This window comes from Nonomuraea insulae (assembly GCF_042656245.1).
The window spans coordinates 236,966-262,704 of sequence record NZ_JBHSPA010000023.1; the positions used below are offsets into that span (position 1 = coordinate 236,966).

Here is a 25,739-nt window from a genome sequence, read left to right on the forward strand (position 1 = left end):
CTCAACGCAGCGACGACCCGGGTGGACATGAACGTGAACTCCTTGGACCAGGCGGCGTCCGCGTTCATCGAGTTGCGGCCGCACCTGTTCGGCATCGCCTACCGGATGCTGGGCAGCGCGGCCGAGGCCGAGGACATCCTGCAGGAGGTCTGGCTGCGCTGGCAGAACACCGACCGCTCCGCCGTCGAGAACCCGTCGGCGTTCCTGGCGACGATCACCACCCGCCTGGCCATCAACGTCGCACGGTCCGCCCGCGCCCGCCACGAGACCTACGTCGGGCCGTGGCTGCCCGAGGCCGTCGACACCAGTCTCGACCCCACCGTGGGAGCCGAACGCGAGGAGGCTCTCGAACTCGCGGTCCTGCTGCTGCTGGAAAGGCTCACCCCGACAGAGCGGGCCGCGTACGTGCTGCGTGAGGCCTTCGTCTACCCCTACACGCAGATCGCGGAGATCCTCCAGCTCAGCACGGCCAACGCCCGCCAGCTCGTCAGCCGCGCCCGCAAGCACGTGGCCGGGGCGCGGCACGAGCCCATCGACAAGGCCGAGCACCGCCGCCTCCTGAAGGTCTTCCTCGACGCCGCCCAGACCGGGAACCTCGGCGCCCTCGAAGACCTCTTCGCCGCCGATGTCGTCAGCACCTCCGACGGCGGCGGCATGAGAGGCGCGGCACGGATCCCCGTGATGGGCGGCGACCGGGTGGCGAAGTTCGTGAGGACGTTCGCGCCGCGGCTCTGGCCGGGCGAAGAGGTCACGTGGGTCGAGGCGAACGGGCGCGCCGGTGTGCTCGTACCCCGAGACGGCGGCGCTCTCATGCTGCTCACCATCGAGGCCTCGCCCGAGGGCATCCATCACCTCATGTGGATCCTCAACCCGGCCAAGCTCGACGCCTTCGAACGATCGCGCTCGAGAAAAAATCATTTCGGTGTCACATAGCGGCGGGCTGTCCGGTCATAGCTGCCACCACCGAAAGGACAGAGGAACCTATGACCGACGTTGGCGCCGAGTCGCTGGCGGAGATGCTCGACGAACGGCAACACCTGCTCGAGGTCGCCGTGTGGATGTTCGGCTCGGAAGTGACGGCCGACCGCATCGTCCAGGAGACCTATCGCCGCTGGTACGACCTCGACGACGGGGAACGCGCCGGCATCGCGGTGCCTCGTGCCTGGTTGACGCGGGTCGCCGGAAGCATCTGCCTGGAACTGCTCGCCGACCCCGCCCGCGTCCCCGGTGGCCCGGTGCGTCACCCCGGGCCCGTCCCCGGCCTGGAACAGCTTCAGGTCAGATTCAGCCAGGCGATGCTCGCCAGGCACGACCAGGTCGCGCGCCGGTTCGCCGCGGCCTGCGAGACGGGGGACGCGGCGGGGCTGCGTTCGGTCCTGGCCATGGACGCGCTCGTCGTGAGCGACGGTGGCGGCAAACTGCGTGCTCCCCTGCGCCCGATCCACGGCGCGGACGCGGTGGCCCGGTTCGTCATCACCTTATTGGCGGGCGGACCCGGCCCCGAGGTGGAGCTCGGGTCCGTGAACGGCCGGACGGGTCTGGTGCTGCGGCGCGGCGGCCAGGCCGTGGCGGTGGTCAGCGTGAGCGTCGCGGAATCCGAGGTCACCGCCGTGTGGATCGTGCTGAACCCCGACAAGTTGAAAGGGTGGCACCGCCCATGACCGGCGTGCCCCCGCCCGAGGATCCTCGCGCGCCGGCGTTGTCCACCGATCACGACTACGGCGGCTCGGCGTTCAAACCGCTCTACACCACACGCGTCGCCGTGAACGGCGGCAGCTCCGCGCACGGCCGGGCGAGCGGCCGGGTCCGCTCCGCCGACGGCGCCCTCGACGTGGAGCTGCGGATGCCCGAGGAGCTGGGCGGCGACGCCACCGGCCCGAACCCCGAACAACTCTTCGCCGCCGGGTACGCCGCCTGCTTCCACGGCGCCCTCAGCCTGCTGGCGCGCCGGCAATACCTCGATCCCGGATCGATCTCGGTGGAGGTGAGCGTCGCCTTCGGCCGCGACCCCGCCGACGGCGGTTACCAGCTCAGCGCCGACCTCGTCGTGACGTGGCCGGGGATCGAACCTGGCACGGCCGACCGGCTGATCGACAAGGCGGCCACGCTGTGCCCGTACGCCAAGATGACCCGTCAGGGCATCCCGTCCACCATCACTCTCGCGCCATCAAAAGGATCTAAACCCTGAGAGCAGTAGGTGCCGCATATACCGTGAAAGGTGATCTCTGGGGAACTACAGAGGGAGATGATCTTGTGACGGTCTCAACGATTGTGGCGGCCGGCTTCGTCATCGCGATCGCGTTCATCGCCGTGCGGGCGGTGTGGTCGTTGCTCACCGGCCGGCCCTCCATGCGGAGGGGGTCCGGCTACCCCGGATTCCCACCTGGCGGCCATTCGAGTATGCCTGGCGCGGGCGGCGGCTGGGACGGCTCCTCGGGCGGCGACGGAGGTGGCGGCGGAGGCGGGGATGGCGGCGGCGGAGGTGGCGGTTGCTGACCGGCCTGAGGCGCCACCCGCCACGGCCAGTAATAACGATTGAAATTTCATGATTCGTCCATTCTTAATACAGGACTTTCGCTGATAGTCGGTTTACGCTCCCCGACATGCGAGTTAAGTCCCGGATCCTGGCGATCCTTGTCGCGGTCGGCGTCGTCGCCGGCTCGATCGCCACCCTCTCCTCACCCTCCATGGCCGCGGCCCCCGGCACCGTGGTCATCAGCCAGGTCTACGGCGGAGGCGGCAACTCCGGCGCCCCCTTCTCCAACGACTACGTCGAGCTGTTCAACAGGACCGACGCTCCCGTGTCGCTGGAGGGCTGGTCCGTGCAGTACACCAGCGCCGCCGGCACCGGGAACTTCGCCGCCAACAGGACCGGCCTGGCCGGCACCCTCGCGCCCGGCCAATACCACCTCGTGCAGCTGGCCGCGGGCACCACTCCCAGCGGCGCGCTGCCCCAGCCGGACAGTGTCGGCTCCATCAACATGAGCGGCAGCGCGGGCAAGGTGGCGCTGGTCCGCTCGGCCGACGGCCTGGCCTGCAACGGCTCCTCCACCCCCTGCGCCGACGACCAGCTCGCGCTGCTCGCCGACCTGGTCGGGTACGGCGGCGCGAACTTCTTCGAGGGCACCCCCGCCCCCGCCCTCACCAACGCCACCGGCGCGTTCCGCAAGAGCGGGGGCTGCGCCGACGCCGACGACAACGGCGCCGACTTCGAGACCGCGGCGCCGGCGCCGCGCAACAGCGCCACGACCGCGGCCCCCTGCGGCGGCGGCGAGCCGACCCCGACTCCCACCCCGACTCCCACCCCGACCGAGAGCTGCGACACCCCGCCCACGCACCAGATCTCCCAGGTGCAGGGCAGCGGCGAGACCAGCCCGGTCAACGGCCAGAACGTGCGGGTCGAGGGCGTCGTCACCGGCTCCTTCCAGGGTGCGGGCGGACTCGGCGGCTTCTACGTCCAGGCCGCCGCCCCGGACGCCGACCCGGCGACCTCCGAGGGCCTGTTCGTCTTCTCCTCCTCACCGGTCGAGACCGGCGACCGGGTGCTCGTCTCCGGCAAGGCGATCGAGTTCAACGGCCTCACCGAGATCTCACCGGCCACTGTGGTGAACGTCTGCGGCACCGGCACGATCAGTCCGGCCAAGCTGAGACTGCCGCTCAAGAGGGACGTCACCTTCGAGCGGTACGAGGGCATGCTCGTCGCCACCGGCGACCTCGTCGCCTCCGAGATCTTCAACCTCGCCCGGTTCGGCGAGATCACCCTCTCCGAGGGCGACCGCCTGTGGCAGCCGACCGACCGCGAGGGCGTGGACACCGAGAAGGACGCGCGGCGTACGATCCTGCTCGACGACGGTTCGGGCGCGCAGAACCCGCCGACGCTGCCCTACCAGACCAAGGGCTCGAACACCGTCCGGATCGGCGACGAGGTGAAGGACCTGACCGGCGTCCTCACCTTCGGCTTCGACGTCTACCGCATCCAGCCGACCGAGCCGGTGGTCTTCAGGGCCGAGAACCCCCGCCCCGCCCGGCCGGAGAAGGTCGGCGGTGACATACGCGTGGCCAGCCTCAACACGCTCAACTGGTTCACCACGCTCGGCTCGCGCGGCGCCACCACCGCCGGGGAGCGGGACCGCCAGCTCGCCAAGCTGGTCGCCAACATCACGACGCTCGACCCCGCCGTGGCCGGGCTGATGGAGGTCGAGCGGAACGACGACGTGGCGCTCAACGCCCTGGTGGACGCGCTCAACGCCAAGGCGGGCGCGGGCACGTACAAGGCGATCACGCATCCCAATCCGGGCACCGACCTCATCCAGACCGCGCTGATCTACCAGCCGGCCAGGATCACCCCGGTCGGCCCCGCGCGGTCGTCGTCCGACCCGATCTTCAACCGCCCGCCGCTGGTTCAGACGTTCGCGAAGGGCCGCACCAGCTTCACGGTGCTGGTGAACCACTTCAAGTCCAAGGGCTGCACCGACGTGGACGGCCCGGCCACCGGCGACGACGCCGACCAGGGTGACGGGCAGAGCTGCTACAACGCCAAGCGCGTCAAGCAGGCCGGGGCCGTACTGGACCTGATCGACAGCCTCCGGTTGAAGAACCTGCTCGTCCTCGGCGACATCAACGCCTACGGCGAGGAGGACCCGATCCACACCTTCGAGGACAGCGGGCTGACCAGCCTGAGCAAGAAGTACGTCAAGAAGGACGACCGCTACAGCTACGTCTTCGACGGCCTGTCAGGCGAGCTCGACCACGTGCTGGCCGACAAGGGCGCGCGCAAGCTGGTCACCGATGCCACCATCTGGCACGTCAACTCCGACGAGGGCCGGTTCATGGACTACAACACCGAGTTCAACCCGCCCTACCTGTACGCGCCCGACCCCTTCCGCTCCTCCGACCACGACCCGCTGCTGGTGGGCCTGAAGCTCTGAACGAGCGCGGCCGCGGCGGGCACCCCCCGCCGCGGCGGGACATCCTGCTGGTAGGTTCCGTTGGCGGTGGGCATCGAAGGGAGACAGGGTGGGCCTCCGACCGGCAGCCGTCGTCCTGGCGATGGTGGCATTGGCCGGATGTTCGGCAGTCCCGGCCACCGGCCCTACCGGTGGCGTCCCGTCCGTAGCGCCGCCCGAGGGCCGCTGGCGGGTGGTCCACCGGCAGAAGGGCCTGGACCACGACGCCGAGTTCCTGGACATCGCGGCCACGGGCAAGGACGGCGCGTGGGCGGTCGGTGAGCGTACCTTCGGCACCGACGGCCACGAGGCGTTGCTGGTCCGGTGGGATGGCGAAGGCTGGCGGCGGCTGTCGAAGGAGTTGCCGAAGCCGGCCCGATACGTCACGCTCACCGACGTGGCCGCCTCGGATCCGGGCAACGTCTGGGTCATCGCCGAGGACCAGGAGGGCGGAGAGTCCGGGCTGCTGCACTTCGACGGGCGGCGCTGGTCGTTCACCCCCGACCGGGCGAGCGCCTCCGAGGTGGTCGCGCTGAGCGGAGGGCAGGCGTGGACGTTCGGCGACGGGTGGGCCCGGCACTTCGACGGGCGGCGCTGGACCAGCCAGGCGATCCCCATCGCCACGCGCGCCGCCTTCGCGCTCTCACCACGGGACATCTGGGCGGTCGGCGCGGTGGACCCGGCGCCGGGCGACGCCTACGCGCAGTCGGAGCCCGCCGTCGCGCACTTCGACGGCCGGACCTGGCGGCGGGTGCCCCTGCCCACGCTGTCGCCGCCCGGCTCGTCCGAGGCGGAGTTGTCGGCGGTGCTGGCCCCGGCCTCCGACGACGTGTGGGCCGTGGGCGGGTACGACACCGACGACGGCGCGTACCACCCGCTGTCGTACCGGTGGAACGGCACGGCCTGGCGGGCGGCCGCCGTCGAAGGCGGGCGGCTGACCGGGATCGCCCGCGGCGGCGATGGCGTGGTGTGGATCGCCGGCCAGCGGTTCTTCTCCGAGACCGTGAACAGCTACCGGCTGCTGGCCGGCGCGGGCGGGCGGTGGTCGCGGACCACGCCTCCCGCCCCGGTGACCACGATGACGGCGCTTCCCGGCGGTCAGCCGCTGTGGGCGATCGGCCAGAACGTGATCACGGAGTATCAGGCGCCCGGTTCGACGGGATGATGCCTCGCCGCGGCGGTCGTGCCAGCATGCTCGATCATGTTGGCATACGAGACGAGTGACGAAACACTGGCCGCCATCGCCGACCGGCACGGGATCACCGCCGAGCAGGTGCGGCCCCTTCCCACAGGAGTGGCCAACCGTGTCTACCTTCTCGGAGACGACCTGGTCCTGCGCATCCCACGGACCAAGCGGTTCCTCCTGGACCTGGTCAAGGAGGCCGCAGTGATCCCCGTAGCCCTGCACGCGGGCGTGCGCACCCCGGAAGTCGTCGCCTTCGACGACACCTGTTCCGTGGTGGACGTGCCCTACATGGTGCTCACCCGAACGCGAGGAGTAGATCTCGCAGACCTCGAACTGCCCACCGCCGACACCGAACGTGTCTTCCGGCAGGTGGGGCGGGAGTTGGCCAAACTCCACCGGCTGTCCCCTGCCACCGCACCGGCCCTTGCTTCGGTCCCCGTGGAGAACGGCGCGGCGGACCCCTGGGCACTCACCGACCGCCTTCTCGAGGAAGGCTGGATCGACGCCGAGATCGCCCGCTGGCTCACCGGCTGGTTCGACCGGATCTCGGCGCATCTCCCCTCGAACCCGCCCACGGTTCTGGTCCACGGCGACATCGCTCCCCAGAACCTGCTCGTCTCCCGGACGCCGGCTCAGCTCAACGGGATCGTGGATTGGGGCGATGCCGAATGGGCCGACCCTGCCGTTGACTTCGCCAAGGTGCCCCTCCCCCGCATCCCGGCCATGCTCGACGGCTACCGGCAGGAGAGCGGCCAGGGCACCTCGACGAGTGCGCCGATCTGGGAAGCTCGTGTGCTGTGGTACCACCTCACCTGGGCTCTCGGCCGCCTGGCGGATCCGGCTCCACGCCCAGGAGAACGCCACTGGACCGCCCCTCCGGCGAGCCGGCTCCTGGGTCTGCTCCGCTTCTTCACCTCGGCTCCGCCGGCCCCTTGGGCCGACCTCGCCGGTCCTGGCTGAGCGGGATCAAGGGCCCTGAACCCTGCCGGGGTCGTGTCACGTGCCGTTCCGGCCGCCGCGCAGTGTGGCCCGGTCCGTGTCGTCCCACCGCAGCGGGGTGCCGGCGGCGACGAGGGCGGCGAAGCCACCGGGCATGGCGCCGCCGTCCTCGGCCATGATCGTGACGGTGTACATGCGCTCGGTGGCGGAGGTGTTCTCGATGCGGTGCACCGAACCGGGCGGCAGGATGAGCACGTCGCCGGGGCCGATCGTCACCGAGTGCTCGTCGCTGTGCGCGATGCCATGGCCGGTGAGCACGACGAAGATCTCGGTCGAGTCGGGATGGGAGTTGTCCGGCTGCGCGCCGCCCGGCTCCCAGACCTCGAAGAAGACGCTGGTCGGCGACCCGTCGGCGGGGCCGGCCAGGAGGGCGAGGCGGACGGTGTCCTGGGGGGAGATCAGCTGCGGTACGACCTCGTCGAGCCGGCGCAGGATCGGGGCGGTGCTCATTCGGTGTCCTCCTTGGTCAGAGCGGCGAGCAGGTCAGGGGTGGAGGCGGTGAAGCCGTAGCACTGGCGGACGTTGTAGACGGTCGCGTCGTGGCAGTACGACGGCGAGGTGGTGGCCGAGGCGTCGGTGAGCATGATGACGTCGTAGCCGAGGCAGGCGGCGTCGATGAGGGTGGCGTACACGCACTGGTCGGAGTTGACCCCCGCGAAGATCAGCGTGTCCTCCGGGAACCGGCCACGTCACGGGGTCGAGGAGACGGCATGATGGGGTGATCGCGGAGACGGCGTGATGGATGATCGCGGCTTCACGAAGGAGCTCCAGTCATGCGACTGCACATCGACACCGACTTCGGCAGCGATCCCGATGACGCCTGTGCGCTGGCGATGGTGCTCGGCTGGCCGGGGGCCGAGGTGGTGGCGATCACCACGACCGCCGATCCGGACGGGCGGCGAGCCGGCTACGTCACCCACCTCCTCGACCTGGCCGACCGGCCGGACATCCCGGTCGTGGCCGGCAGCGGCGCCTCGCTCACCACAGGCCGGGCCATGGGCGAGCTGCCCGACCACGAGCGTTACTGGGGCGTGCCGGTCGCCGCCCGCCCCGCGCCACCGGGAGCCGCGACCAAGCTGCTGGAGCGCAGCATCGAGCTGGGCGCCACTGTGGTGGCCATCGGGCCGTTCACCAATGTGGCCGCGCTGGGTGACCGGCTGGACGCGGTCCCGGTGGTCGCCATGGGCGGGTGGACAGGGCCGCTCGACCCCGGCCTGCCCGCGTGGGGGCCGCGGATGGACTGGAACGTGCAGTGCGACACCGATGCCGCCCGTACGCTCGCCGAGCATGCCCGGCTCACCCTGGTCACGCTCCCACTGGCGTTCCGTGCGCACCTCCGGGCCGCCCATCTGACCCGGCTGGCGGCGTCGGGCCCGCTGGGGGAACTGCTGGCCCGTCAGTCGCGGGCGTACGGCGCCGACGCCGGCATGACCGACCTCGGCCGCGCCCACACCGCGCTGCCCGATGACCTGCTCAACATCCACTGGGACCCGGTCGCCTGCGCCGTCGCGCTGGGGTGGCCACGAGCCGTGGTGGGCGAGCAGCGTCTGCGAACCGTCGTCGAGGACGGCGTGCTGCGTTTCGAACCGGCTCAGGACGGGCGAGCCATCCGGGTGCTCGCCGACCTCGACGGCGAGAGCTTCCCCGAGATCTGGATCGCCGCCGTCGAGAACGCCGAACCAAGATCCACCCCAGACCGGTCAGGAATGGAGAAGCCAGGAAAGCGGCTCCGACCATAGCGTTGTCGGCATGGAACTCACCCTTCACTACTGCTACATCACCGTCGACGACGGCGACAAGGCGCTCCCCTTCTACCGGGACGTGCTCGGCCTCGAAGTGCGCAACGACGTCAAGTACGAAGGCGCGCGCTGGCTGACCATGGGCCCGCCTTCGCAGCCGGACATCAACATCGTCATCGAGACCGTCAACGCCGACCCGAACGCCTCCCAGGAGGACCGCGAGGCGCTCACCGAGCTGCTCGCGAAGGGCATGCTGCGCGCCGTCGTCCTCGCCACCCCCGACTGCGACACCACCTTCGAGAAGATCCGCGCGTCCGGTGCCGAGGTCCTGCAGGAGCCGACCGACCAGCCGTACGGCGTCCGCGACTGCGCCTTCCGCGACCCGGCGGGCAACATGCTCCGCTTCGCCCAGTTGCAGAAGTGACGACCCGGCGGCGCGGAGGGTCGTGACGGACTCATCCGCTCGGCAACATCGCCCGGGCCCGCGCCAGGTCGCCGAGGGCGTGCGGCAGGTCGGTGAGGCGATCCTCCATCGCCTCCAGGTCGGTGACCAGGGCGCGGGCCGGCACGTCGCGCTCGGTGAGCATCCGCGCCATCCAGCCGATGAAGGACGTGAACAGGTCGGGATCGTCCACGTACACGGCAGCCCTCAGGAAGTCGACGATGTACGCGATGTCCTCGGCGGTGTGCCCGGGTCGTTCCGCACCCTCGGGCCCCTTCTCGGGGACGAGCTCTCCCATGACGTCTCTGACCAGGTCCGCCGCGCGGTCGGTGAGCAGGGCGTACTCGGGGTCGGCCAGGTGCGGCGGCCGGCCCGCGCTCAGGCCGGGCGCGGAGCGTCGTGGCAGCGGCCCGCCGTCGAGCAGGCGGGCGGCGGCCCGGGCGTCGGGCGCCCAGGCGTCGGCCCCGAGCAGACGGGCGTAACGGCCGTCGGGACCGAAGGCGGCGCCGCCGACGAGCACCGGCGCGCCCGCCGCCTGGCACGCGGTGATCGCCGCGTGCGCGGCGGGCAGGCGGGTGGCGAGCGAGCCGGACAGCGCGACCGTGTCGGGGGCGGTCCTGTGCACCTGCGCGATCAGGTGCGGGGTCGGCACATGGGCTCCCAGGTAGTCGACCCGCCAGCCGCGCAGCCGCAGTACCTCGCTCAGCAGCCGGGCGGGGAACGTGTGCCACTCGCCGTCGACGCACGCCACGGTGAGCCGTCCCTTGAGCGGCGCGGAACGCTGGTCCGGCGTGGTCTGAGTGTGGGCCAGGACGGAGAGCACGCGCTCGTTGACGGCGGTCGCCGTGTGCTCCTGGGCGACGGTGAGGCGGTTGGCCAGCCAGTCCTGGCCGACGCGGGCCTGCGCGACGGCGACGACGTCGAGGAACATGGTCTCCAAGGAGACACCGGCGTGCAGCGCGGCCCGGGCGCCGGCGACCGCGGCGTACTCGTCGCCGGCCATCATCGCCGCCCACAACGCTTTGACGTGCCGTTCGATGTCGTCCTTCACGCCGTCGGCCCTTCCGTCGCCCCCGGCGCGCCGATGGCGACGATCGCTATGTCGTCCTGCTCCCGATCGCCTCCCCACTGCGAGGCGAGCATCTGCACGCGTTCGGCCAGTGCGGCGATCGGCATGCCGACACACCCCTGTAGTTCCTCCCGCAGCCGCTCGTAGCCGAACATCTCGTCGCCGAGCGGCCCGCCCCTGGCCTCGACGACGCCGTCGCTATAAAGCAGGCACTTCTCCCCCGGCCGCAGGAGCACCGTCTCGGTGACGCTGGAGACCTGCTCCAGAAGGCCGATCAACGTGCCGTCCGCACGAGCGACGTCCACGCTGCCGTCGTCGCGCACGATCATCGGCGGCGGATGTCCCGCGCTGGTCAGCCGCAGCTCGACCTGTGTGCCGCGGCGCTCGACCGCGGCCAGCACGAGCGTGACGTAGCGGAGGCCGTCACCGGCGAGCAGCACGTCGTTGAGCTGTTCCAGCACACGCTGGTGGTCGTCGGCCAGCGGCAGCAGGGCGCGCAGCGTGTCGCGGATCTTCCCGGTGAGCACGGCGGCCTCCAGCCCCTTGCCGGAGACGTCGCCGAGCACCACCAGCGACGCCCGCCCCGAACCGGCGGCGGGGTAGACGTCGTAGAAGTCCCCGCCCACCCGCGCGCTGTCACCCGCCGCCCGATAGCGGGCCGCCACTTCGACGCCGTCCAGGTGCGGCATGATGGGCGGCAGCAGGCCGGCCATCAGCATGTCGGTGATGGACTCCTGCTCGGCGTACAGGCGGGCGATCGAGATCGCGGTGCCCGCCCGGGCGGCGAACAACCGCGCGAACACCTCCTCCTGCTCGGAGAAACCGGCCGAGCGGCGCAGCAGGATCAGTGCGCCCACGGACATGCCGTATCCGAGCAGTGAGATCACCACCGCGCCACGTATCCTGCCCGGCCGCTCACGCAGCACCCAGCCGGGCACCTGCGCGGGGTTGATCCAGCAGGCCGGCACCGGCGGGAATCCCTGGAGCGCCTCCGCGAGTCCCGGCATCGTGCGCGGATCGAGGCTCATGTTCTTGCGTACGGCGTCACCCTGCGAATCGCAGTAGGCGATCTCGTAGCGGCGGCTGCCCAGCGGCATGACGACCAGTGCGGCCTCGGCGAGATGCCGCACCGCCAGTCGCGCGGCCGCCTCCAGGCAGCGGTCGAGGTTGAGTGAGGCCAGCAACTCGGTGGCGGCGTCCACCATGGACGCGGCGGAGTCCCGCTCGGCTCGCAGCGTCTCCATGGCCTGCTGCTGTCCGGTGACGTCGATCAGCCACCAGGTGACGCGGCCGCTGTCGGCGTACACGGGATGCGCCTCGAACAGCCGCTCCCCGATCGGTCCGCGAGCCGGCTCGCGTCCTGGGCCCGCCGGGCGGGCGGAGTGCACGCGGTGGGCACGCGCGAGCCACGGCGGAGCGACACCGGTCGCGCCGCGCAACAGCGATCGGGCGGCCTCGTTCACCTGCTCGATGGCGCCGGAGGCGTCGGCGACCAGCATCGGGTACGGCGAGTCCTCCCCCAGCATGCCGATCCTGCCTCGTTCGCGATCCCCTACGAGATCATTCACTCTACTGACCAGAAGTACATGGCTTTCTCGACGGAGAATCCTGGTTGTGCCATTTTTCGGCGCAACCAGGCCGAAGCTTCCCGGGCCGCGTGCCTGCGCCAAAGACGCATAAGGTACGTCGATGGATGAACTGAGTCGTCTGTTCGGCTTGGCCGCTGACCACGCGGCCGGTTTCCGGCGCTCGTTGCCTGACCGGCCGGTCGGCGTACCGGTCGATCAGGACGCGCTTACAGAGGCGTTCTCGGGCCCGCTGCCCGCCGCCCCCACGCCACCTGAGCGGGTGCTGGCGGAGCTGATCGCCGCGGCCGAGCCCGGCCTGGTGGCGAACGCCGGCCCGCGCTACTTCGGGTTCGTCGTCGGAGGGGCGTTGCCGGCGGCGACCGCGGCCGACATCCTCGCCGCCGGTTGGGACCAGTTCGCGACCAACGCCGTCACCTCGCCCGCGGCCATCGCGGCCGAGGCCGCCGCCGGCGCCTGGTTGAAGGAACTGCTGGGGATACCGTCGCCGGCCTCGGCCGGTTTCGTCACGGGCTGCCAGGCGGCCAACACCGTCGGGCTCGCCGCCGCCCGGCACCAGGTGCTGGCGGACGTGGGCTGGGACGTGGAACGACGCGGGCTGCTCGGAGCGCCGCCGATCCGGGTCATCGCCGGGGAGGAACGGCACGTGACCATCGACCGGTCGCTGCGCCTGCTCGGCCTCGGGGCGGACGTGGTGGAGCCGGTGCCCGCCGGGCCGAACGGCGCCATCGACCTCGCCTCGCTGCGCAAAGTGTTGCGGGAAGGCTCCCCCGGCCCCGCCATCGTGTGCCTCCAGGCCGGCAACGTGAACACCGGCGCCTGCGACCGGCTCAGGGAGGCGTGCGAGCTGGTCCACCAGCACGGCGGCTGGGTGCACGTGGACGGGGCCTTCGGGTTGTGGGCCGCGGCCAGTCCCGCGACCCGGCATCTGGTGGACGGGCTGGAGCTGGCCGACTCCTGGGCCTGCGACGGTCACAAATGGCTGAATCTCCCGTACGACTCCGCCTTCGCGTTCTGCGCACGGCCCGGCGCGCACGCGGCGGCGATGTCCTACACCGCCTCCTACCTGGTCGGTTCGGGCGGCGTGCCGCTGGGGGCGGAACTCACCGCCGAGTCCTCGCGCCGGGCCCGCGGGTTCGCCGTGTGGGCCGGGCTGCGCGAGCTGGGGCGTGACGGGGTCGCGGCGCTGGTCGACCGTTGTTGCGCGCTGGCCCGCCGGTTCGCCGCCGGGCTGACCTCGGCCGGGTTCGAGGTGGTGAACGAGGTGGTGCTCAACCAGGTGCTGGTCGGCTTCGGCGACGACGCGCGTACGGACCGGGTGGTGGCGGCGGTGCAGGCGGACGGCACCTGCTGGGCGGGCGGCACGACCTGGCGGGGGCGGCGCCTCATGCGGATCTCGGTCTCGAATGCCACCACGACCGAGGCGGACGTGGACCGCTCGATCGCCGCGATCACCCGCCTGGCCACCTTGTGAAAGGCGGAGGGATCAGCTCTCCGGCGGCTCCTGGCGAAGAGGGAAGTGGCAGGCGACCTGGTGTGCCGCGCCTTCGAGCGGCGGCTCCGTCGCGCAGATGTCCTGCGCCAGAGGGCAGCGGGTACGAAAGCGGCACCCGGTCGGCGGGTTGACCGCGCTCGGCAGCTCACCCCGGATGGCCGAGCCAGAATCGGCGGCGCGGCCGGGGTCAGGCGTGGGGACGGCGTCGAGCAGCGCCTGGGTGTAGGGGTGGCGCGGCGAGCGGACCACCTGGTGGGCGGGACCCACTTCGACGAGTTTGCCCAGGTACATCACGCCGATGCGATCGGCCATGTAGTCGACCACGGACAGGTCGTGGCTGATGAACACGTACGACAGGCCGAGGTCGCGCTGCAGGTCGCGCATGAGGTTGAGCACCTGCGCCTGAACCGACACGTCCAGCGCGCTGACCGGCTCGTCGGCCACGATCAGGCGGGGCCGCAGCGCCAGCGACCTGGCCAGCCCGATGCGCTGCAGTTGCCCGCCGGAGAACTCGTGCGGGTAGCGCTCCAGCGCCCGCCGCGGCAGCCCGACCTGGTCGAGCAGCTCGCTCACCCGGGCGCGCCGGGCGTCGCCGTCGCCTGCCCGCTGGATCTCCAGCGGCTCGGTGAGGATGGAGTCGACGCGCATGCGCGGGTTCATGGCCGCGTAGCTGTCCTGGAACATCAGCTGCACCTGCCGGTGCATGCGGTGCCGCGCGCCCCGGTCCAGGGTGGTGATGTCGGCGCCGTCGACGACGATCTCGCCGCTCGTGGGGGCTTCGAGGCCGGCGACGAGACGGCCGACGGTGGACTTGCCGCACCCGGACTCGCCCACGATGCCGAGCGTCTCACCGGGCTTGACCTGGAAGGACACGCCGGCCACGGCGCTGACCCGCCCGGCGGCCCTGCGCATGCCCGAGCCGCCGGCGTCGTACTCCTTGACCAGGTCCCGCACGGTCAGGATCGGAGCGGAGGCGTCGGACGCGGCGCGGGTGATGACGGACGGCGCGGCGATCGTGACGGGCCCGGTGACCGGGTGCAGGCAGGCGAACTGGTGCCCGTCCCCGGTGAGGGTGACGTCGGTGGTGCGGCATTCGTCGGTGGCGAAACCGCAGCGGGGCGCGAACCGGCAGCCGGTCAGGGGCCGCGACAGGTCCGGCGGCAGGCCGGGGATGCTGTAGAGGCGACCTTCCGCGGCGGACTCGGGCAGGGCGCGCATGAGCGCCTCGGTGTAGCGGTGGCGCGGCGAGCGGAACAACTCGGCGGTCGTGGCCGTCTCCACCACGCGTCCCGCGTACATGACGGCGACCCTGTCGGCGCGGCCGGCGATCACCCCGAGGTCGTGGGTGACCAGGATGACCGCCATCTTGAACTCTTCGCGCAGGTCGTCGATGAGTTCGAGGATCTGGCGCTGGGTGGTGACGTCCAGCGCCGTGGTGGGCTCGTCGGCGATGAGCAGGCGCGGGGAGCGGATGAGCGCCATGGCGATGACCACGCGCTGGCGCATGCCGCCCGACAACTGGTGCGGGTAGTCGTCGACGATCTTGTCGGGCCTGGGCATGCCGACCCGGCGCAGGATCTCCACGGCCCGCTCGCGCGCCTCGGCCTTGCCCATGCCCTGGTGGACGCGCAGGGGTTCGGCGACCTGGGCGCCGATGCGCATGGTGGGGTTCAGCGAGGTGAGCGGGTCCTGGAAGACCATGCCCATCTCGACGCCCCGCACCCTGCGCAGCTCCTGGGCCTCCATCCCGCGCAGGTCGCGGCCGTCGAAGAGGATCTCCCCGCCGACGACGCGGCCGCCCGCCGGCAGCAGCCCCATGATCGACAGTACGGTCATGGTCTTGCCGCTGCCCGACTCGCCCACGATGCCGAGCGTCTCGCCCTGGCCGACCTGGAGATCGACGTGGTCGAGCGCGTGCACGGCGCCACGCCGCAGCGCGATGTCGGTGCTGAGGTCACGCAGCCGCAGCAGCGGCTGACCGGGTGCCTCCATGTACGAACCTCCTGCTAACGCCGCCGGAGGCGGACCTCGAAGACGTCCCTCAGCCCGTCGCCGATGAAGTTGAAGGCGAGGACGATGAGGATGATGGCGATTCCCGGCGGGTACAGCAGCCACCAGTGGCCGCTGAAGGTGTCCGACAGGCCGTCGGACAACATGCCGCCCCAGTTGGCCGCGGGCGGCGGCACCCCCAGGCCGAGGAACGACAGGTAGGCCACGTACAGGATCGCGTCGGCGACCTGGAAGGTGGCGTTGACGATCACCGTGCCGATGGCGTTGGGGATGATGTGGCGGCGCACCGCGCGCCCGCCGGTGCCGCCCATGCCGCGCATCGCCATGACGTACTCGCGGGTGCGCAGGGTGAGCGCCTCGCCGCGGACCAGCCGCGCGGGGCCGAGCCAGGCGAAGGCGCCGATGATGACGATGAGCATCGACACGGTGGGCGTGACGATCGAGGCCATGAGCATGAACAGGAAGAGCGCGGGGATCGACATCATCGCGTCGACCACCCGCATCATGATGGCGTCGACCCAGCCGCCGGCGAACCCGGCGATGGCGCCCCAGATGGTCCCCACGACCGTGGCCAGCAGGCCGGCGGCCAGCCCGACCACGATGGACGTCTGCCCGCCGAGCATCAGGCGCCCGAGCTGGTCGTAGCCCACGCCGTCGGCGCCGAGCGGGAACCCGGCCGCGCCGGGGGCCAGGAAGACCTTGGTCAGGTCGGTGTGGACCTGGTCGGTCCGGTAGAACAGCGGCCCGAGGAAGCTGAAGGCCGCCAGCAGGACGAAGATGCCCAGGCCCACCAGGGCGAGCCGGTTCTCGCTGAAGACCTCGAGCCCCTGGCGCCACATCCCGCGGACGGGCGCCTCGTCCTCGTGCGGGGTGGCGGTCATGAACGGCCTGCCTTGAGTCGTACGCGCGGATCTACCGCGGCGTAGAGCACGTCGGCGACCAGCGCGCCGAGCACGGTGGCCACCGAGATCAGCAGCGTGACGCCGAGCAGGATCGGATAGTCCCGCTTGAGCGCCGCCTGCCAGAACAGCAGCCCCATGCCCGGGTAGTTGAACAGCCGCTCGACCACGAGGGCGCCGCTGAACAGCGCGGGCAGATACATGCCGAGCAGGGTGATGACGGGGAACAGGCCGTTGCGCAGGGTGTGCCCGACGATCACGCGGCCTTCCGACAGGCCCTTGCTGCGTGCCGTACGGACGTAGTTCTCATTCAGGTTGTCGACCATGGACGAGCGGATGTAGCGGGAGTAGACCGCGACGGTGAGGATCGTCAGCGTGAGCGTGGGCAGCACCAGCCCGGCGGGGTCGGCCAGCACCTCCGCCATCGTGAAGCCCTGCGGGGCCTCGGGCGGCAGGACCGGCCACACCTGGGAGAACAGAATGATCATCATGAGACCCATGAAGAAGATCGGTGTGGCGTACGCCAGCAGCGACAGCCCGTTGATGGTGTAGTCGGGCCAGCGGTTACGGCGTACGGCCTGGATCACGCCGAGCGGGACGGCCACCACGACCGCGAGCAGCGTGGAGGCCAGCGACAGCAGCATGGTCTTGGGCAGGCGCTGGTTGATGGCCTCGACGACCGACTGGTTGAGCTGGAAGGAGTAGCCCAGGTCGCCGCGGACCAGCCGCTGCAGGTACAGCGCGTACTGTTCCCACAGCGGCCGGTCGTATCCCATCTCGTGGTCGAAGGAGGCGATCTGCTGCAGCGTCGCTTCCTTGCCCAGGATGGCCCTGGCCGCGCCTCCTGGCAGCAGGTGCAGGATCACGAACGTGATCAGCGTCACCAGGAGCACGATGACCAGGGCCTGGCCCAGGCGCGTGAGGAGGTACCGGGTCAACGCTCAGCTCTTCCAGGACCAGTCTTGGAAGTACATCAGGTTCATCGGGTCCTGCGGGTCGACGCCCTGCAGTTCCGACTTGTACGACGAGATCTGGTAGACGGGGTTCGGCATCCACAGCACCGGCAGGTCCTTGGCCAGGAAGTCGTTGTACTCCTGCAGAGCGCCGGCGTCGGCGGAGAACTGCGCCTTCTCGATGAGCTTGTCGGCCTCGGGGTTGCTGTAGCTTCCGAGGTTGACGGGGGCGTCGGTCTGGAACAGGCGCTCGCCGGAGGCGAAGGCCGGGTAGTACCAGCTGCCCTGGGAACCGAAGAACGACATGTCCCAGTCGCACTTGGACTCGTCTGGCTTGCAGGCGGGGGTGACCGCGACGGAGTCGGGCACCTCCTTGATGGTGAGCTGCACGCCGACCTTCGCCATCGAGGACTTGATCTCGGCGAACATCTTGGTGGCCGCGGAGAAGCCCGACTGGCTGGTCACGGTGAAGCTCAGCGGGGTGCCCTTGGCGATGCCCTCACCACACAGGGCGGGGTCGGCGCAGGTGGTCTGCCCGTCGGGGGCCACCGTCCAGCCGTGGCTCTCCAGCAGTTGCTTGGCCTTGGCCGGGTCGAAGGGGTAGACGCAGCCCTGGCCGCTGGGCGAGCCCTGCTTGGCCGGCACAGGACCGCAGGTGGGCGCGGCCATGCCGGACCAGATGACCTTGCTGATCGTGGGCTGGTCGATGAGCATCTGCAGCGCCTGGCGCAGGTACGGCTGCTCGAACAGCACCCCGGTCTTGGGGTTGTTGAAGTTGAGCTGCAGGTAGGTGATCGACCATCCGTACCAGGGAGAGGTCTTGTAGCCCTTCGACTCCAGGTAGGACTTCTGCGACAGGTTGGCCGGCGGGATGTAGCCGTAGTCGATCTGCCCAGCGCGCAACACGTTGAACTCGGCGTCGTCGCCGGTGAACGGCCGCAGCACGACCTTGTTGATCTTCGGCTTGTCGGTGCCCGAGTAGGTGTCCTGCTTGGCCAGGACGACCTCGCCGCTGGGCACGTAGCTCTCCAGCTTCCACGGGCCGCTGTTGGTCTTCCACAGCGGGTTCGTCGCGTACGACTTGGGGTCCTTGGAGGCGGCGGTCAGCTCCTCGAAGGTCTTCTTGGCGTCGCCGCCCTTGTCCCAGGCGTGCTGGGGCAGCGGCACGATGCGGTTGAGCTGGTTGCCGACGAACCAGGCCGCGTTGTACGCCTTCGTGGTGGTCACGGAGAACGTCTTGTCGTCCTTGACCTTGAAGGCGGAGATGTTGTCGGGGAAGCCGCCGGGCTTGTACGAAGCCCACTTGTCCTTGTTGGTCGTGACGAGATCCCACCAGAACTTGATGTCCTTCGTGGTGATCGGCTTGCCGTCGGACCAGGTGTTGTCCTTGAGCGTGATGGTCAGCGTCTTGCCGCCGTCGCTGACCACGGGCGGCTCCGCCAGGGAGCGGTCGGGGTTGACGTTGTCGGGGCTGGATCCGTCGAGCTTGAAGCTGTACAGCTTGCGGTACAGGGCGGTGCCGAAGATCTCGTTCTCGCCCTGGGTGAAGCCGGGAGCTGAGATCGGCAGGATCCAGTTCGGCGTGCGGAGGGCCACGGTCACGGTGTCCTTGCTCTGCGCGCCGCCCTGCTGCGAACCGCCGCCGGCGCCCGCGCTGCAGGCGGTCAATCCGAGCCCGATGGCCACCACGCCGCTCACGATGCGGGTTCTCGTCCCCATTGTTCTCCTCGAGACGTGCGCGTGCCCTCCAGGGGCCCTTCAGTCCGGAGAATGTATAGAGGTACAAGTAGTAAGTCAATGCGAAAAATCCGCTTTGTTCGGCACACTTATTTCGGGATAGAGTCCGCGGCGGCGATGTCTTTCGATGATCGTCTTCGTGCTCGATGATGAGCATCCGTGGTGCTCGTCTGGGAGGAGAGGCATGTCGGACCCCGCTAGTCTGCGTGAGCAGGCCTTGGGCCTGCTGGCCAGCGGCAAGGCCGCCTCCCGCGCGGATCTGGTGGAGACCCTGCAGGTGGCTCCCTCGACGGTCTCCAGCGTGGTTCGCCGCCTGCTGGAGGAGGGCACGATCCTGGAGGAGGGTGTGGGCGTCTCGACCGGCGGTCGGCGTCCCAGGATCCTGCGGCTGCGCCAGGACGGGGGCGTGTTCGCCGTGACCGAGCTGGGCGGCCGCCATGCCCGCGTCGGCCTCTGCTCACCCTCCGGAGCCCTGCTGGCGGCGCAGGAGTTCGTCGTCGACATAGGAGCCGGCCCCAAAGCGATCTTCGACGAGGTCACCGCTGCCTTCGACGGCGTCAGGACCGCCCACGCGCCCGGCCGGCGGCTGCTGGCCGTCGGCATGGCCCTGCCGGGACCGGTGGACTTCCCGCACGGCCGGCTCATCGGCCCGGCCCGCATGCCGGGCTGGAGCGGATACGACGTCCAGAGCGACCTGCGCGAGCGCTTCGAGGTGACCGCGGTCGTCGACAACGACGCCAAGGCCGCCGCGATCGGCGAACACGTCACCCGCGGCGAGCGCGGCGACATGATCTATGTCAAGGCCGGCACCGGCATCGGCGGCTGCCTGGTCAGCGGCGGCCAGATCTACCGCGGCGGGCGTGGCCTGAGCGGCGACGTCACCCACGTGCGCGTGGCCGACAGCGGCGAACGCGAATGTTCCTGCGGCAGCCGCGGCTGTCTGGAGACGGTCGCCAGCGGCGCCGCGCTGGTCCGCGAACTGGCCAGGCGCGGCCTGCCCGTCTCCAGCACGCGCGACGTCCTCGCCGCCGTCGCCAACGCCGACCCGGCCGTGGTGACACTGGTACGCCAGGCCGGCCGGCTGCTGGGCGTGGCCCTGTCGGGCCTGGTCAACTTCCTCAATCCCGACAGCGTCGTCATCGGCGGCGTGCTGTCGAGCCAGGACGTCTACGTGGCGGCCGTCAAGGGCATGCTCTACGAGCGCTGCCTGCCGCCGCTGACCCAGTCGTTGTCCATCGAGGCGAGCATCGCCGGCCAGGACGCGGCCCTGATCGGCCTGGGCCGGCTCCTCCGCGAAACAGCCGACATCCGCCCCTCCTAGAAAGCGCCACCGTGTCCCTGCGTATCGCCGTCTGCGGCATCCACATCGAGTCCAGCACCTTCTCGCCCCACCTCAGCGACGCCGCCGACTTCGAGGTCACCCGCGGTCAGGCGCTCCTCGACAGGTACGACTGGCGCGGCGAGCCATGGGCGGCCGAGGTGGAATGGGTGTCGCTGGTCCACGCCCGCGCCCTGCCGGGCGGCGCGGTCGAACCCGCCGCGTACGACGCCTGGCGGGCCGAGATCGTCAAGGGCCTGGCCGACGGCCCGTTCGACGGCGTGCTGCTGGACATCCACGGCGCGATGAGCGTCGTGGGCCGCCAGGACGCGGAAGGCGACCTCATCACCGCCATCCGCGCCGTGATCGGCCGGGAGCCGCTGGTGTCGGCGGCGATGGACCTGCACGGCAACGTCTCCCCCACCCTGTTCGACGGCTGCGACCTGCTGACCTGCTACCGCACCGCGCCCCACGTGGACGTCTGGGAGACCCGCGAGCGCGCCGCCCGCAACCTCGTCGACGCGCTGGGACGCGTGGGTTCACACGCGGCGGATGGCGGCCGGCCGCACAAGGCGCTGGTCCACGTGCCGATCCTGCTGCCGGGTGAGATGACCAGCACCCGCGTCGAGCCCGCCCGCGGCCTCTACGCCCGCATTCCCGACATCGAGGCCAGGCCGGGCGTGATCGACGCGGCGATCTGGATCGGCTTCGCCTGGGCCGACGAGCCGCGCTGCACCGGGGCGGTCGTGGCCACAGGCACCGACGCCGCCGCCACCGAGCTGGCGGCGCGCGAGCTGGGGCAGGCGTTCTGGGACGCGCGCGAGGAGTTCGCCTTCGTCGCGCCCACGGGCTCCATGGACGAGTGCCTGGACGTGGCGCTGAAGGAGGGCTCGGCCCGGCCTTACTTCATCAGCGACTCCGGCGACAACCCGGGCGCGGGCGGCGCCGACGACGTCACCTACGCCCTGGAGCGCATGCTGGCCAGGCCGGAGATCCGCGACGGCTCGGCCCGCGCCGTCTACGCCTCCCTGTTCGACCCCGAGGCGGTGGCGCGCATCGGGCACCTGCCGATCGGCTCGCCGGTCAGCGTCCGTGCCGGCGGTCGCGTCGATGCCCGCCTGCCGGGGCCGCTGCTGCTGGAGGGCACGCTGGAGGCGCTGGCCGACGACCCCGACGGCGGGCGGGTGGTCAGTGTGCGCGTCGGGGGGCTGAGCGTGTTCCTGACCTCGCGGCGGATGCAGTACCGGCTGCTGGAGTCGTACCGGCGTCTGGGTGTGGACGTCGCCGGGGCCGACGTGGTCACGGTCAAGATCGGGTACCTGGAGCCTGAGCTGTTCGAGGCGGCCGCCGACTGGATGCTGGCGCTCACGCCGGGAGGCGTGGACCAGGACCTGCAGCGGCTGCCCTACCGGAACCTGAGGCGGCCGATCTTCCCGCTGGACCGCGATGCCGCGTTCTGACGAACGGTCCGTTCTGACGAGCGATCCGGTTTGATGGGCGGTCCGTTTTGACGAGCGGTCCGTTTTTGGGCGGTCACCTGCCGCGCATCACCGCCGGCTCGTGACGGCGCAACATGCGGGCCACCAGGAATGAGCAGACGACGCCGAGGACGGCCAGGACGCCCATGTCCAGGATCCACGTCCCGAAGTCCTGGCTCCACAGGGGGTCGGGCGGATCCTGGATGTGCGGGATGAGCTGACCCACGTCGAGCGTGCCCGCCAGCGCGGCCAAAGCCCAGCGAGCCGGTACGAGCCAGGAGAGCTGCTCCATCACCGGCTTGCCGTCCAGGTGCACCAGCGCCCCGCAGAAGACGAGCTGGATCAGGGTGACGAGCACGAGCAGCGGCATGGTCGTCTCGCTGGTCTTGGCCAGCGCGGAGATGAGCAGGCCCACGGTCATCGCGGTGAACGACAACAGCGCGACGGCGAGCGAGAGCTCGGTCAGCGGCGCCGTGAACACCCCCGTGTCGTACGTCTCGACGTTCAGCATCGCCACGTAGGTCAGCACCACGCCCTGCGCCACGGTGATCAGGCCGAGCACGAGCAGTTTCGAGCACAGATAGGCCGACCTGGACAGCCCGACCGCCCGTTCTCGCTGGTAGATGGCGCGTTCCTTGACTAATTCGCGCACGGCGTTCGCGGCGCCGGTCAGGCAGCCGCCGATGCACAGGATCAGCAGCAGGTTCGCCGCGTTGCCGTTGCTGTTCGGCGGGCCCATCAGGTTGCCGGTCGGGACGACGCGGGCCAGCAGGCCCATCACGATCGGCAGGGCGACGGTGATGCCGAGGAACAACCGGTCCGCCACGATGCCGCGGCAGTAGCGGCGTACCAGCGTGCTGAGCTGCTCAGGCCAGCTCTGCTGTTTCGGCGGGGCCTCCCGTTGCTCCGGGGCTCGCGACGAGACCGGCTGGATCATGTCGGCCGCGATGTACTTCTGGTACGCGGGAGAGCGCGCGTACTCGCCGGCCCAGTCCCTGGCCGGGTCGTCGAACGCCAGGAACACATCCGCCCAGTCGGTGAAGCCGAGGAACGGCAGCGCCTCCGCGGGCGGCCCGAAGTAGGCGATCTTCCCGCCCGGCGCCATCACCAGGAGCCGGTCACAGATGTCCAGGTTGGCGACGCTGTGCGTGACGACGGCGACCGTACGGCCGTCGTCGGCCAGGCCCCGCAACATCTGCATCACCGACTTGTCCAGCCCCGGGTCCAGCCCGGAGGTCGGCTCGTCGAGGAACAACAGGGACGGCTTGGTCAGCAGTTCGAGTGCCACGCTGACGCGCTTGCGCTGGCCGCCGGACAACGAGGAGATGCGGTTGTCCTTGCGGTTGTCGAGCCCGAGCTGCTGGAGCACCTCATCGACGCGCGCCTTGCGCTCGTTCTGCCTGGTGTCGTCGGGGAAGCGCAGCTCCGCGGCGTAGATGAGGGCGCGGCGCACGGTGAGCTGGTTGTGCAGGATGTCGTCCTGCGGCACGAGGCCGACGCGCGAGCTCAGCTCGGCGTAGTCGCGGTAGAGATCGCGCCCGTCGTAGGTGACGACGCCCTGGTCGGCGGGGCGCAGCCCGGTGAGCGCGCGCAGCAGGGTGGACTTGCCAGAGCCGCTGGGGCCGATGACCGCCAGCAGGCACTTCTCCCCGACCGGGAACGTCACGTGGTCCAGGAGCACCTTGCCGCCGCCCACGACGACCGTGAGGTCGTGCGCCTGGAGGCAGACCTCGCCCGTGTCGGCGTACTCCATGAGCGTGTCGCCGACGAGCTGGAACGTCGAGGGCCCGATGCCGATGAGGTCGTTCGGGGTGACCCGGGCCTGCTGCACGCGCCGGCCGTTGACGTAGGTGCCCATGCGGCTGCCGACGTCGACGATCTCGTGGCCGCCGGCCATGATCCGGAGCTCGGCATGCCGCCTGGACACCCTCAGATCGGTGACGACCATGTCGTTCTCTGGCGCCCGGCCGATGCGCACGACCTGCGCGCCGCCGACGTCCCTGACGGCGGCCGGCTCACGCCACTGGCCGGTCCGCGGGAAGCGGACCGTCATCCCGTGCGCGGGAGCCGCCCGGGCGGGAAGCGCCTGAGCGGGAGGGGCCTGAGCGGGGGACGCTTGAGCAGGGGGCGCCTGCGCGGGAGGCGCCTGCGCGGAGCGCGCCTGAGCGGGGGGAGCCTGAGCGGGAGGCGCCTGCGCGGGGCGCGCCTGGGCGGGGCGCGCCTGGGCGAGAGGTGCGCGTGCGGGAACCGTCTGGGCGGGAGGCGCCTGAGCGGGAGCGGGAGGCGCCTGGGCGGCCATGCGGAAGGTGATCACTCCGCCCTCCGCCGGATCGCCCAGGACGACCCTGGTTCCCGGGCCGACGATCACTCGCTGGACGCGGTGGCCGCCGTGGTAGGTGCCGCCGCTGCTGCCCATGTCCTCCAGGATCCACTGGCCGCTCTCGAACCGGAGCACGGCATGCGCCCGCGAGACCCGGTCGACGTTGATGACGACGTCCGACCTCGGATCGCGGCCCAGCCGGTACGAACGGCCCGGATCGAGGGGCACGGACACGCCATGGCCTTCGATGACAAGCTGCGTCACGAGAGCGCCTTTCTCACGGGGGGACATCGTCGGGCTCGAACAGTAGACACGGTCCCGGAAAGAAGGCAACGTTTCCACGATTTCAAAAATGCTCGTACCGTGATCTTCTCGACACACCCCCGACGGTGAGCTGCCCGGCTATGGCTTCCGCCCCAGGCCGCCCACCATCACCCACGGCAGATCCCGCAGGTCCGCCTCCCCTGTCCGCCAGCTCCGCACGTCGGTGAGACCGGGCTCCACCAGGTCGAGGTCACCGAAGAAACCGGCGATCTCCGTACGCGTGCGCGGCGTCAGCGGACTGCCCGCCAGCCGGAACCCCTGCTTGGCCGTCGTCATGACGTGCTCGGGCGACTCGTCGGCGGTGTGCGAGATGAGCAGATGGCTGCCGGGCGCCAGCTCCTGCCGGTATTCGGCCACGATCGCGGCCGGATCCTCCTCGGCGGAGACGAAGTGCAGGATCGCGGCCATGAGCACCGCCACGGGCCGCCCGAAGTCGATCAGCTCCCGGGTGAGCGGGTCGTCGAGCACCTCGCGCGGCCTGCGCAGGTCGCCCTTCACCACTTTGACGTGCTCATCGGTGGCCAGCAACGCCCTGGCGTGGGTCACCACCATGGGGTCGGCGTCCACGTACACGATCCGCGCGTCCGGGGCGCCGGCCCTGGCCACCTCGTGCACGTTCTGCTGCGTGGGCAGGCCGGTGCCGATATCCAGAAATTGCCGGATGCCGGCCTCTTGCACCAGGTAGCGGACCGCGCGCCCGAGAAAGGCCCGGTTGTCGCGAGCCGTCTGCGGCGCCTGCAGGTTCTGGGCCAACATGACCTCGGCGGCCCGGCGGTCGGCCGCGAAATTGTCCTTGCCACCCAGAAGGTAGTCGTAGATGCGCGCCCCGTTGGGGATGTCGTTGTTCACTCCGAGTACGGCCGAGCGCTCGTCCTCAAGCACCGATCCCCCAAGTCCGCATCGCGGGATTATGCGGGCAACTCTGCCATAGTGCGGGCCGCTCGGAAGGTGCCCGCCGGAAGGTGCCCGCCGGAAGGTGCCCGGCCGGAAGGTGGCCGACCGGAAGGTGGCCGACCGGAAGGTGGCCGACCGGAAGGTGGCCGACCGGAAGGTGGCCGACCGGAAGGTGGCCGACCGGAAGGTGGCCGACCGGAAGGTGGCCGACCGGAAGGTGGCCAGCCGAGCGATGTCGCCGCCGATGCGCGGGCGGCGGGGCGGCCTGGATCGCCGGCACCCGACGAAAGTCAGGGTGCGCTCCAGCCGATCGTCCACTGTGTGGCACCTTGTCCGGCTCCTAC

22 protein-coding genes are annotated in these 25,739 nt (G+C 70.7%); 12 read left to right on the forward strand and 10 right to left on the reverse strand.

Going from position 1 to position 25,739, the window contains the following annotated elements; genetic code table 11:
• Positions 1-33 precede the first annotated feature (33 nt).
• From ACFPZ3_RS18790 to ACFPZ3_RS18820, 7 genes are all read left to right on the forward strand, one after another.
• On the forward strand, positions 34-933 hold the full coding sequence (locus tag ACFPZ3_RS18790; RefSeq protein ID WP_379515427.1) for an RNA polymerase sigma-70 factor: 900 nt from the start codon (positions 34-36) through the stop codon (positions 931-933).
• A 50-nt stretch (positions 934-983) separates the two neighbouring features.
• On the forward strand, positions 984-1,661 hold the full coding sequence (locus ACFPZ3_RS18795; protein ID WP_379515428.1) for a sigma-70 family RNA polymerase sigma factor family protein: 678 nt from the start codon (positions 984-986) through the stop codon (positions 1,659-1,661).
• Positions 1,658-2,188: an Ohr family peroxiredoxin gene (locus ACFPZ3_RS18800; RefSeq protein ID WP_379515429.1), complete on the forward strand. Its 531-nt coding sequence runs from the start codon at positions 1,658-1,660 to the stop codon at positions 2,186-2,188. The genes ACFPZ3_RS18795 and ACFPZ3_RS18800 overlap by 4 nt, the downstream gene beginning before the upstream one ends.
• Positions 2,189-2,253: 65 nt before the next feature.
• Complete coding sequence (locus tag ACFPZ3_RS18805; protein WP_379515430.1) at positions 2,254-2,496, forward strand: hypothetical protein; 243 nt, start codon at positions 2,254-2,256, stop codon at positions 2,494-2,496.
• Positions 2,497-2,603: 107 nt separating this feature from the next.
• Positions 2,604-4,928: an ExeM/NucH family extracellular endonuclease gene (locus tag ACFPZ3_RS18810; RefSeq protein WP_379515431.1), complete on the forward strand. Its 2,325-nt coding sequence runs from the start codon at positions 2,604-2,606 to the stop codon at positions 4,926-4,928.
• Positions 4,929-5,016: 88 nt separating this feature from the next.
• Positions 5,017-6,111: a hypothetical protein gene (locus ACFPZ3_RS18815; protein ID WP_379515432.1), complete on the forward strand. Its 1,095-nt coding sequence runs from the start codon at positions 5,017-5,019 to the stop codon at positions 6,109-6,111.
• A gap of 36 nt (positions 6,112-6,147) precedes the next feature.
• Entirely contained in the window at positions 6,148-7,092 is a 945-nt protein-coding gene (locus ACFPZ3_RS18820; protein WP_379515433.1) for a phosphotransferase family protein, read from the forward strand.
• 36 nt (positions 7,093-7,128) lie between these two features.
• Here the strand turns inward: ACFPZ3_RS18820 and ACFPZ3_RS18825 are convergent, their stop codons facing one another.
• Positions 7,129-7,581 (reverse strand): cupin domain-containing protein, encoded by a 453-nt coding sequence (locus ACFPZ3_RS18825; RefSeq protein ID WP_379515434.1) that lies wholly within the window; start codon positions 7,579-7,581, stop codon positions 7,129-7,131.
• A complete protein-coding gene (locus tag ACFPZ3_RS18830) occupies positions 7,578-7,796 on the reverse strand; it encodes a cysteine hydrolase family protein (protein ID WP_379515742.1) in 219 nt (72 codons plus the stop codon). Before ACFPZ3_RS18830 ends, ACFPZ3_RS18825 begins: the two co-directional genes overlap by 4 nt.
• A gap of 108 nt (positions 7,797-7,904) precedes the next feature.
• Between ACFPZ3_RS18830 and ACFPZ3_RS18835 the strand changes: the two genes are divergently transcribed.
• Both ACFPZ3_RS18835 and ACFPZ3_RS18840 read left to right on the forward strand, forming a co-directional pair.
• Complete coding sequence (locus ACFPZ3_RS18835; protein WP_379515435.1) at positions 7,905-8,870, forward strand: nucleoside hydrolase; 966 nt, start codon at positions 7,905-7,907, stop codon at positions 8,868-8,870.
• Positions 8,871-8,880: 10 nt separating this feature from the next.
• On the forward strand, positions 8,881-9,294 hold the full coding sequence (locus ACFPZ3_RS18840) for a VOC family protein (RefSeq protein WP_379515436.1): 414 nt from the start codon (positions 8,881-8,883) through the stop codon (positions 9,292-9,294).
• Between the two features lie 31 nt (positions 9,295-9,325).
• Here ACFPZ3_RS18840 and ACFPZ3_RS18845 read toward each other — a convergent pair whose 3' ends face one another.
• Positions 9,326-10,363, reverse strand: a complete 1,038-nt coding sequence (locus ACFPZ3_RS18845) for a cobalamin B12-binding domain-containing protein (protein ID WP_379515437.1) — start codon at positions 10,361-10,363, stop codon at positions 9,326-9,328.
• Positions 10,360-11,949, reverse strand: a complete 1,590-nt coding sequence (locus ACFPZ3_RS18850; protein ID WP_379515438.1) for a SpoIIE family protein phosphatase — start codon at positions 11,947-11,949, stop codon at positions 10,360-10,362. Before ACFPZ3_RS18850 ends, ACFPZ3_RS18845 begins: the two co-directional genes overlap by 4 nt.
• A gap of 121 nt (positions 11,950-12,070) precedes the next feature.
• On the opposite strand from ACFPZ3_RS18850, the gene ACFPZ3_RS18855 reads away from it, so the two are divergent.
• On the forward strand, positions 12,071-13,441 hold the full coding sequence (locus ACFPZ3_RS18855) for a pyridoxal phosphate-dependent decarboxylase family protein (RefSeq protein ID WP_379515439.1): 1,371 nt from the start codon (positions 12,071-12,073) through the stop codon (positions 13,439-13,441).
• A 12-nt stretch (positions 13,442-13,453) separates the two neighbouring features.
• Here the strand turns inward: ACFPZ3_RS18855 and ACFPZ3_RS18860 are convergent, their stop codons facing one another.
• Genes ACFPZ3_RS18860 through ACFPZ3_RS18875 form a run of 4 tightly spaced genes read right to left on the reverse strand, consistent with a single transcriptional unit; the run spans position 13,454 to position 19,043 of the window.
• Complete coding sequence (locus ACFPZ3_RS18860; RefSeq protein WP_379515440.1) at positions 13,454-15,454, reverse strand: ABC transporter ATP-binding protein; 2,001 nt, start codon at positions 15,452-15,454, stop codon at positions 13,454-13,456.
• A 14-nt stretch (positions 15,455-15,468) separates the two neighbouring features.
• On the reverse strand, positions 15,469-16,353 hold the full coding sequence (locus tag ACFPZ3_RS18865) for an ABC transporter permease (RefSeq protein WP_379515441.1): 885 nt from the start codon (positions 16,351-16,353) through the stop codon (positions 15,469-15,471).
• Complete coding sequence (locus ACFPZ3_RS18870; RefSeq protein ID WP_379515442.1) at positions 16,350-17,309, reverse strand: ABC transporter permease; 960 nt, start codon at positions 17,307-17,309, stop codon at positions 16,350-16,352. Before ACFPZ3_RS18870 ends, ACFPZ3_RS18865 begins: the two co-directional genes overlap by 4 nt.
• 3 nt (positions 17,310-17,312) lie before the next feature.
• Entirely contained in the window at positions 17,313-19,043 is a 1,731-nt protein-coding gene (locus ACFPZ3_RS18875) for a peptide ABC transporter substrate-binding protein (RefSeq protein WP_379515443.1), read from the reverse strand.
• Between the two features lie 202 nt (positions 19,044-19,245).
• Between ACFPZ3_RS18875 and ACFPZ3_RS18880 the strand changes: the two genes are divergently transcribed.
• Both ACFPZ3_RS18880 and ACFPZ3_RS18885 read left to right on the forward strand, forming a co-directional pair.
• Positions 19,246-20,382 carry an ROK family transcriptional regulator gene (locus ACFPZ3_RS18880; protein WP_379515444.1) on the forward strand — a complete coding sequence of 379 codons (1,137 nt, stop codon included), beginning with the start codon at positions 19,246-19,248 and terminating at the stop codon, positions 20,380-20,382.
• Between the two features lie 11 nt (positions 20,383-20,393).
• A complete protein-coding gene (locus ACFPZ3_RS18885) occupies positions 20,394-21,839 on the forward strand; it encodes a M81 family metallopeptidase (RefSeq protein ID WP_379515445.1) in 1,446 nt (481 codons plus the stop codon).
• 73 nt (positions 21,840-21,912) lie between these two features.
• Here ACFPZ3_RS18885 and ACFPZ3_RS18890 read toward each other — a convergent pair whose 3' ends face one another.
• Complete coding sequence (locus ACFPZ3_RS18890; protein ID WP_379515446.1) at positions 21,913-24,441, reverse strand: FHA domain-containing protein; 2,529 nt, start codon at positions 24,439-24,441, stop codon at positions 21,913-21,915.
• A 138-nt stretch (positions 24,442-24,579) separates the two neighbouring features.
• A complete protein-coding gene (locus ACFPZ3_RS18895; protein ID WP_379515447.1) occupies positions 24,580-25,713 on the reverse strand; it encodes an SAM-dependent methyltransferase in 1,134 nt (377 codons plus the stop codon).
• Positions 25,714-25,739: the final 26 nt, after the last annotated feature.